Source organism: Labilithrix sp. (genome assembly GCA_019637155.1).
Lineage (GTDB): Bacteria > Myxococcota_A > Polyangia > Polyangiales > Polyangiaceae > Labilithrix.
Genome location: JAHBWE010000022.1, coordinates 171,285 through 178,435 on the forward strand (window position 1 = coordinate 171,285; position 7,151 = coordinate 178,435).

Here is a 7,151-nt window from a genome sequence, read left to right on the forward strand (position 1 = left end):
CCGGTTCTGTAAGGCATGAGAACCGTTGAATCGTGAGCAACATCGGTTCGCAGGGTGAGATCGTCGTCGGTCTCGACATCGGCACCACGAAGGTGTGCGCCGTGGTCGGCGAGATCGCGGAGGACGGCATCACGATCCTCGGCGTCGGCGCCGTTCCGTGTCGCGGCCTCCGCAAGGGGATCGTCAGCAACATCGACTGGACGGTTCGATCGATCAAGGACGCGATCGAAGCCGCGCAGACGATGGCGGGGGTCGAGATCCGCACCGTCTACGCGGGGGTCGCCGGCAGCCACATCCGCTCGCAGTCCTCTGACGGCGTCGCCGCGATCGCGGGCGGCGAGGTCACCCGCGCCGACGTCGAGCGCGTGCTCGAAGGGGCGCGCGCGATCCCGGTCGACGCGGACCGCCAGATCCTCCACGTGTTGCCGCGCGAGTACATCGTCGACATCCAGGACGGCATCCGCGACCCGATCGGCATGAGCGGCGTGCGCCTCGGCGCGAAGGTGAACCTCGTCACCGCGGCGACCTCCTGCGTCCAGAACGTGATCCGCTGTGCCGAGCGCTGCGGCCTCGTCGTCGCGGACGTCGTGCTGGAGCCGCTCGCGAGCGCGGAGGCGGTGCTCTCCGACGACGAGCGCGAGATCGGCGCCGCGGTCGTCGACGTCGGCGGCGGAACGACCGACATCCTCTGCTACGTCGACGGCGGCATCGCCCACGCGAGCGTGGTGCCGGTCGGCGGCAACAACATCACGAACGACATCGCCGCGGGCCTCCGCACGCCGATGGCGGAGGCCGATCGCCTGAAGCGCCTCTACGGCTGCTCGCTCGGCCGGATGGTCTCGGACGACGAGGAGATCGAGGTGCCGGGCGTCGGCGGGCAGAAGCCGCGCCGCACCCCGCGCCGCGTGCTCTCGGACATCATCGAGCCGCGCGTCGAGGAGATCTTCGCGGTGGTGCGGAAGCGCATCGAAGACACGGGCCTGATCGAGCAGCTCTCGGCGGGCGTGGTCCTCACCGGCGGCGCGGTCCTCCTCGAGGGCACGCAGGAGCTGGCGGAGGAGGTCCTCGGGATGCCGGTCCGCATCGGCTTCCCGACCGGCGTGCGCGGCATCACGCAGCTCGTGCACGGCCCGCAGTACGCGACCGGCGTAGGCCTCGTCCGCTACGGCGCGCAAGCGATCACCGACGCGCACGCGCGCACGGTCGCGGCGCCGGCCCACTCCATGATGCGCATGGCCGCGGCTCAGCAGGCGAAGCGCGAAGCGAGCGTGGCCGCGACGGGAACGGAAGATGCGGCTCCGCCGAAGAGCTCGAAGCTCTGGGAGTGGCTGAAGGCCGCGTTCTGAGGGCTTGTCTTGTTCGAGAGGGCTCTGCCCTCTCGAGCTCTCCCGCCGGGGGTTCTTCGCGCGCGCTGCGCGCGCGCTGCGACGCCCCCGGACCCCCCGAGAGGGGGCTTTCTTGTTCGAGAGGGCTCTGCCCTCTCGAGCTCTCCCGCCGGGGGGTTCTTCGCGCGCGCTGCGCGCGCGCTGCGACGCCCCCGGACCCCCCGAGAGGGGGCTCGCGGGTGACATGGCGATCAGGGGCGGCGGGCGAGGGGGCCTGAAATTCGCGTGAATGATTGGGTGGCGCACGGCGTGCAGACGCGGGCGGTCATGATCCGCTCTGCGCTTGTTGTTGCTGTCTTTGCATCCATCACTGTCCTCTCCGCCGCTTGCGACGGCGATGACGTCATCGGCGGCACGAGCTGCACCGAAGCGGCGTGCAACGACGGCGTCCTGATCGACTTCGAGTACCGTGAGCCCGGCGCGTACGCGTTCGACGTCACCGTCGACGGCGTGACGACCACGTGCACCGCGACGCTCCCGCTGCCGCCTTCGGAGACGGACGATCCGTGCGCCGCGCAGGGCATCTACCTCACGCGGACGGGCGCGGCCCTCTCCGCGGACATGCACTCGCTCGGCGGCATCCGCCTCGCCTCGACCAGCGCGCAGAACGTCACGCTCGAGGTCAGGCGCGACGATCAGCCGATCGCCGACCGCACGTTCGCCGTGCAGTACAGCGTGACCCCGGGCCCCAACGGCCCCGACTGCGAGCCGAAGGAGTGCCGCCTCGCGCAGGTTTCGCTCGCGCCCGCGACGCAATGACGTGCGCCACGAAGTTGGCCACATCCTCCTACTTCGAGAAAAGTGCGCGTGAGGGTCAAAAGCGTCGATCACTTATTTGGCCCAGCTCCTCCGACTATGTGAAAGGTCAGTGCACGAGCGACGCGGCGGCCAAGAGGACGCCCGGCTCGCAAGCTTTGCGTGAGCGCCGGCCCATCGGCGCGTCACGCGACGGGAGGCACTGTCCATGTCGTTTTCCATCGAGTTCGCGGACGAGCAGACGGAGTACCAGGCGCGCATCAAGGTGATCGGCTGCGGCGGCTCCGGCGGCAATGCGGTCAACACGATGATCAACTTCGGCCTCGAAGGCGTGGAGTTCATCGTCGTCAACACCGACGCGCAGGCGCTCAACAACAACGCCGCTCCGACGCGCCTCAACATCGGCAACGCCGTGACGCGCGGCCTCGGCGCGGGCGCCGATCCGGAGCGCGGCCGCAAGGCGGCGATGGAAGATCACCAGCGCATCAAGGAGCTCATCGCCGGCGCCGACATGGTCTTCATCACCGCGGGCATGGGCGGCGGCACCGGCACCGGCGCGGCGCCCGTCATCGCGCAGCTCGCGCGGGAAGAGGGCGCGCTCACGGTCGGCGTCGTCACGAAGCCGTTCCTCTTCGAAGGACGCCAGCGCTCGCGGCGCGCGGAGCTCGGCCTCGCGCAGCTCGCGGAGACGGTCGACACGCTCATCACGATCCCGAACCAGAAGCTCCTCATGCTCGGCGAGGACGACCTCTCGTTCGTCGACGCGTTCCGCAAGGCGGACGAGGTGCTCTTCCAAGCGGTGAAGGGCATCAGCGACCTCATCACCCAGAACGGCATCGTCAACGTCGACTTCGCCGACGTGAAGACGGTGATGAGCAGCATGGGCCGCGCGCTCATGGGCACCGGCATCGCGAAGGGCCAGAACCGCGCCCGCCTCGCGGCGGAGATGGCGGTGTCGTCGCCGCTCCTCGACGACATCTCGGTCGACGGCGCGACGGGCGTGCTCATCAACATCGTCGGCGGCCCCGACCTCAAGATGCGCGAGATCCAGGAGGCCGCGTCGCTCGTGCAGGAGCAGGCGCACGAAGAAGCGAACATCATCTTCGGCGCGAGCATCGACGAGCAGCTCGGCGAGAACGTGAAGGTCACCGTCATCGCGACCGGCTTCGAGGAGCTCCAGAAGATGGCGTCGCTCGACTCGCACGCGCGCATCCAGATGCCGTCGCAGCAGCCGCAGATGCAGATGTCGTCCGCGCCGCAGCAGATGTCGGCTCCGCCCGCGCGCCACGCGCAGCACCTCTTCTCGAGCGCGCCGCCGTCGCGTCAGCCCGCCTCGGCGCCCGCGTACGCGCAGCGCCGCGCGATGAGCGCCGCGCCGGCGATGCAGCACCACCACGAGGCGCCGCAGCACCAGGAGGTGCAGCGCGTGCAGCCCACGAGCCAGCGCCTCCCCTCGCGCGATCGCTCCTCGAGCTTCCCCGCGTTCGACACCGACTGGGACGTCCCCGCCTTCCAGCGCAAAGGCCAGTAAAAAATAATTGGCCGCCCCGTTGACGGGCCCGAATACGGATTTAGAAAACCAGGCAGTCGAACAACAACATCGTTTTCGTCGACCCGCGCTCGTGCGAGCGCGGGCTTGGCGGGACAACCGCCGATCTTGCCCGTTTTTCGGGAAATAGCTCGGTCAAACCGGGGTCGGCTCTCTGAGCCGGCCCCTTTTTTTATCGCGAAAGGAGGTAATCATGCTGGCCAAGCTCGAGCGCTACATCAACCGTGCGGCCGACGTGCTCATCGATGCCTTCGAAGGCGTCGCGCGCGATCTCGACGATCTCGCGAAGCAGGCGAAGAAGCGACTCTCGCGAAAGCACCTCTCGTCTCCGTAGCTCCGTCTCCGTAGCTCCGGCGTCACGGCAGGACGAACGACTTACCGACGCGGACGGGGGCGCCGCCGAACGGTGGCACCTTCGCCTGCGTTCGAAATGCTTGCACGATGCACGCTCCCACCGTCGTGCCCGGATACGGGCCGGCGTCGACGACGGCGGAGCTCAGCGTTCCGGTCGCCGGCGCGAACGTGAGCGTCACGTGGCCGGGACCGGTCGGACCGTTCGCGCGCTTGCACTTCGCGACGTTGACCTTGCCGAGCGAGGCCGCGGCCGCGCCCTTGTCGAACGGCGGCCCGTTGAGGGTCGGCGCCGGCGCCGGTATGGCCGTCGGCATCGGTATGGCCGTCGGTGTCGGGGAGGCGAGCGGCGGCGGCTCGTCGTCGTCGTCGGCAGGCTCGGGCTCCAACGCCGGCTCCGGCTCGTGCCCGACCGGCGGTGGCGGCGGCGCTGTGCTCGCCGGCATCTTCGGGATCTCGAGCGCGGCGGTCGGCGGCGCCGGCGGTGGTGACGGCGTGCACGCGAACGCGATCGCCATGCCGGGGATGAGCACGCGTCGCACGGCGCCACGATATCAGCTCCGTGGAGGGAAGACCCCCAGTCGTGCGCTCGTACCAGTCGGCGCCCGCGGCGTGTGAGGTGCGAACGGAGGCCGCTCGCGCCGGAATTCGACGGTCGCGGCGGACGCGCGTCGACCCTTCGTGCGCGCGGATAGCGCAGGGCCGGAACGTCGCGTCGCGTCACTCACGAACGGAGACGCACGCGAGAGGTTTTCAGGGCAAAACCGCGTTGACGCTGATCGAGAGCGCAAGTACCGCGTCGCTTCAATGAAGCGCGCATCCCTCTCCCGGATCGGTCTTGCTCTCCTCTGCCTCGGCGTCGTCTACGGCTGCAACGCCGGTGACGCGCCGGAAGACGTCGCCGGCGACGGCGCGCCGATCACGGCGGGCGCGACCGACGTGCGGATCGTCGACGTGCCCGGCACGTCGATCCGCGTCGCGACGTGGAACGACGCCGGTCGTCCGTTCTTCTCGATCGACCTCGGGGCCGGCTTCCTCCCCGCGAAGGAGACCTCGTACGAGGTGCCGTTCCGCCAGCGGAGGGTGAACCCCGCCGCGGAGTCGAAGTCGACGCGCCCGCAGGGCACCGCGCTCCACCTCGTGCAGTTCATCTCGCAGCCGCTCGAGGCGTTCATCGCTCAGGTCCAGGCGGCGGGCGGTGAGGTCCACCAGTACGTGCACGGCAACGCGTACGTCGTCCGCGGCGACGCGGCGGCGATGGCGCGCATCGAGGCGCTCCCGTTCGTCCGCGCGGTGTCGACCCTCGACGAGAACGAGAAGATCGATCCGATGCTCCGCGCGGTCGAGTCGAAGGAGACGCCGATCGTCGTCCTCCTCGTCGACGGCAAGCGCGATCGCAAGGCGGTCGAGAGCCACATCACCGCGCTCGGCGGGACGATCGACGTGAGCGATCCGCTCGGCATCCTCATCGAGGCGCACGTGCCGCGCAAATCGGTCGAGATCCTCTCCGCGCTGCCGGAGGTCCTCTGGCTCGAGCAGGGCACGCAGATCGAGAACGACTACGACATCGCGAACCAGCAGGGCGGGCAGCAGTACCTCGAGTCGCTCGAGGACACGCGCCCGAACCTCCCCGGCTACACCGGCGTCGGCATCCGCGGTCACATCCTCGAGGGCATCACGCCGACGCACGGCGACTTCGTCGCGAACGGCTTCCGCCAGGCGCCGATCGCGGTCGACAACGGCAACTCCGACTCGCACGGCATGCAGACGTTCGGCATCGTGTTCGGCTCCGGCGCCGGCAACGCGCGCGCGCGCGGTCTCCTCCCGAACGGGCAGGGCTACTACACGCACAACAGCGCGGTGATGTCGGCGCCGCTCGGCGGCCGCTCCACGCTCGTCGGCAAGCTCGTCAACGAGCACAAGGTGATGTTCCAGACCGCCTCGTGGGGTCAGCCGACGAAGAAGGACTACGACGCGAAGTCCGCGGAGATGGACGCGCTCATCTTCCTCCACGACATCCCGATCACGCAGAGCCAGAGCAACACCGGCTCGCAGACGTCGCGCCCGCAGGCGTGGGCGAAGAACATCATCTCCGTCGGCGCGCTGAACCACTACGGCACGCTCACGATGGACGACGACAAGTGGAGCCGCAGCGGCAGCATCGGCCCCGCCACCGACGGCCGCATCAAGCCGGACGTCTGCTTCTATTACGACCGGACGATCACGACGACGACGAACGGCCAGTACTCGCAGAGCTTCGGCGGCACGTCGGGCGCGACGCCCACCGTCGCCGGTCACGTCGGCCTCGCGATCGAGCTCTGGACCAACGGCGTCTTCGGCAACCCGATCTCTCCGCGCGTCGACGGCGAGGACGTCGCGTCGTGGCGCTTCAGGAACCGCCCGCACGCGTCGACGACGAAGGCGCTCCTCGTCCACACCGCGACGCAGCACCAGTTCGAGGGCGAGAACCACGACCGCACGCGGACGCACCAGGGCTGGGGCATCCCGAACGTCGAGGAGATGTACAAGCGCCGCAACAACATGCTCGTCGTCAACGAGACCGACGTGCTCGCGCCGCTCCAGAAGAGCACGTACACCGTCGACGTCGCGGCAGGCGCGCCCGACCTCCGCGCCACGATGGTCTACAAGGACAAGGAGGCCACGGTCTTCACCGGCGTGCACCGCATCAACAACCTCGACCTCAAGGTCATCGCCCCGAACGGCACCGTGTACTGGGGCAACAACGGCCTCAAGGCCTCGATGTACTCGACGCCGGGCGGCGACCACAACGTCGTCGACACGGTCGAGAACATCATCATCAAGGATCCCGCCGCCGGCCGCTGGACCATCGAGGTCATCGCCGACGAGGTCAACGCCGACTCCCACCCGCAGACCCCCGCGCTCGACGCCGACTACGCGCTCGTCGTCTCTTACTGAGGTCGGGGCTCTGCCCCCGACGCCCCCGCCTCGGGGCCCGTGCTCGAGCTTGCTGCTTGAGAACGTCGGGCTTTGGGGCTTTGGGGTGGCCCCTGGCCTGGCCCTGGCCTGGCCCTGCCAGGGGTCGTCGCGCATATGTGCTGGAGATCGTGAGGTGTGGACGCGGGCACGGA

6 protein-coding genes are annotated in these 7,151 nt (G+C 69.2%); 5 read left to right on the plus strand and 1 reads right to left on the minus strand.

The annotated features are described in order from the left end of the window. The first annotated feature begins 32 nt into the window (after positions 1–32). The 4 genes from ftsA to KF837_37725 all read left to right on the plus strand — a co-directional run bounded on the left by ftsA (position 33) and on the right by KF837_37725 (position 4,024). Positions 33–1,346, plus strand: coding sequence for a cell division protein FtsA (ftsA, locus tag KF837_37710; protein MBX3233122.1), 1,314 nt, complete (start codon positions 33–35; stop codon positions 1,344–1,346). A gap of 306 nt (positions 1,347–1,652) precedes the next feature. Further along, a complete protein-coding gene (locus KF837_37715) occupies positions 1,653–2,144 on the plus strand; it encodes a hypothetical protein (GenBank protein ID MBX3233123.1) in 492 nt (163 codons plus the stop codon). A gap of 205 nt (positions 2,145–2,349) precedes the next feature. Beyond that, positions 2,350–3,672: a cell division protein FtsZ gene (gene ftsZ, locus KF837_37720; GenBank protein MBX3233124.1), complete on the plus strand. Its 1,323-nt coding sequence runs from the start codon at positions 2,350–2,352 to the stop codon at positions 3,670–3,672. Positions 3,673–3,883: 211 nt separating this feature from the next. Beyond that, positions 3,884–4,024 carry a hypothetical protein gene (locus KF837_37725; GenBank protein ID MBX3233125.1) on the plus strand — a complete coding sequence of 47 codons (141 nt, stop codon included), beginning with the start codon at positions 3,884–3,886 and terminating at the stop codon, positions 4,022–4,024. Between the two features lie 22 nt (positions 4,025–4,046). Here KF837_37725 and KF837_37730 read toward each other — a convergent pair whose 3' ends face one another. After that, entirely contained in the window at positions 4,047–4,583 is a 537-nt protein-coding gene (locus KF837_37730) for a hypothetical protein (protein MBX3233126.1), read from the minus strand. A gap of 265 nt (positions 4,584–4,848) precedes the next feature. Between KF837_37730 and KF837_37735 the strand changes: the two genes are divergently transcribed. Beyond that, positions 4,849–6,978 carry a S8 family serine peptidase gene (locus tag KF837_37735; protein ID MBX3233127.1) on the plus strand — a complete coding sequence of 710 codons (2,130 nt, stop codon included), beginning with the start codon at positions 4,849–4,851 and terminating at the stop codon, positions 6,976–6,978. Positions 6,979–7,151: the final 173 nt, after the last annotated feature.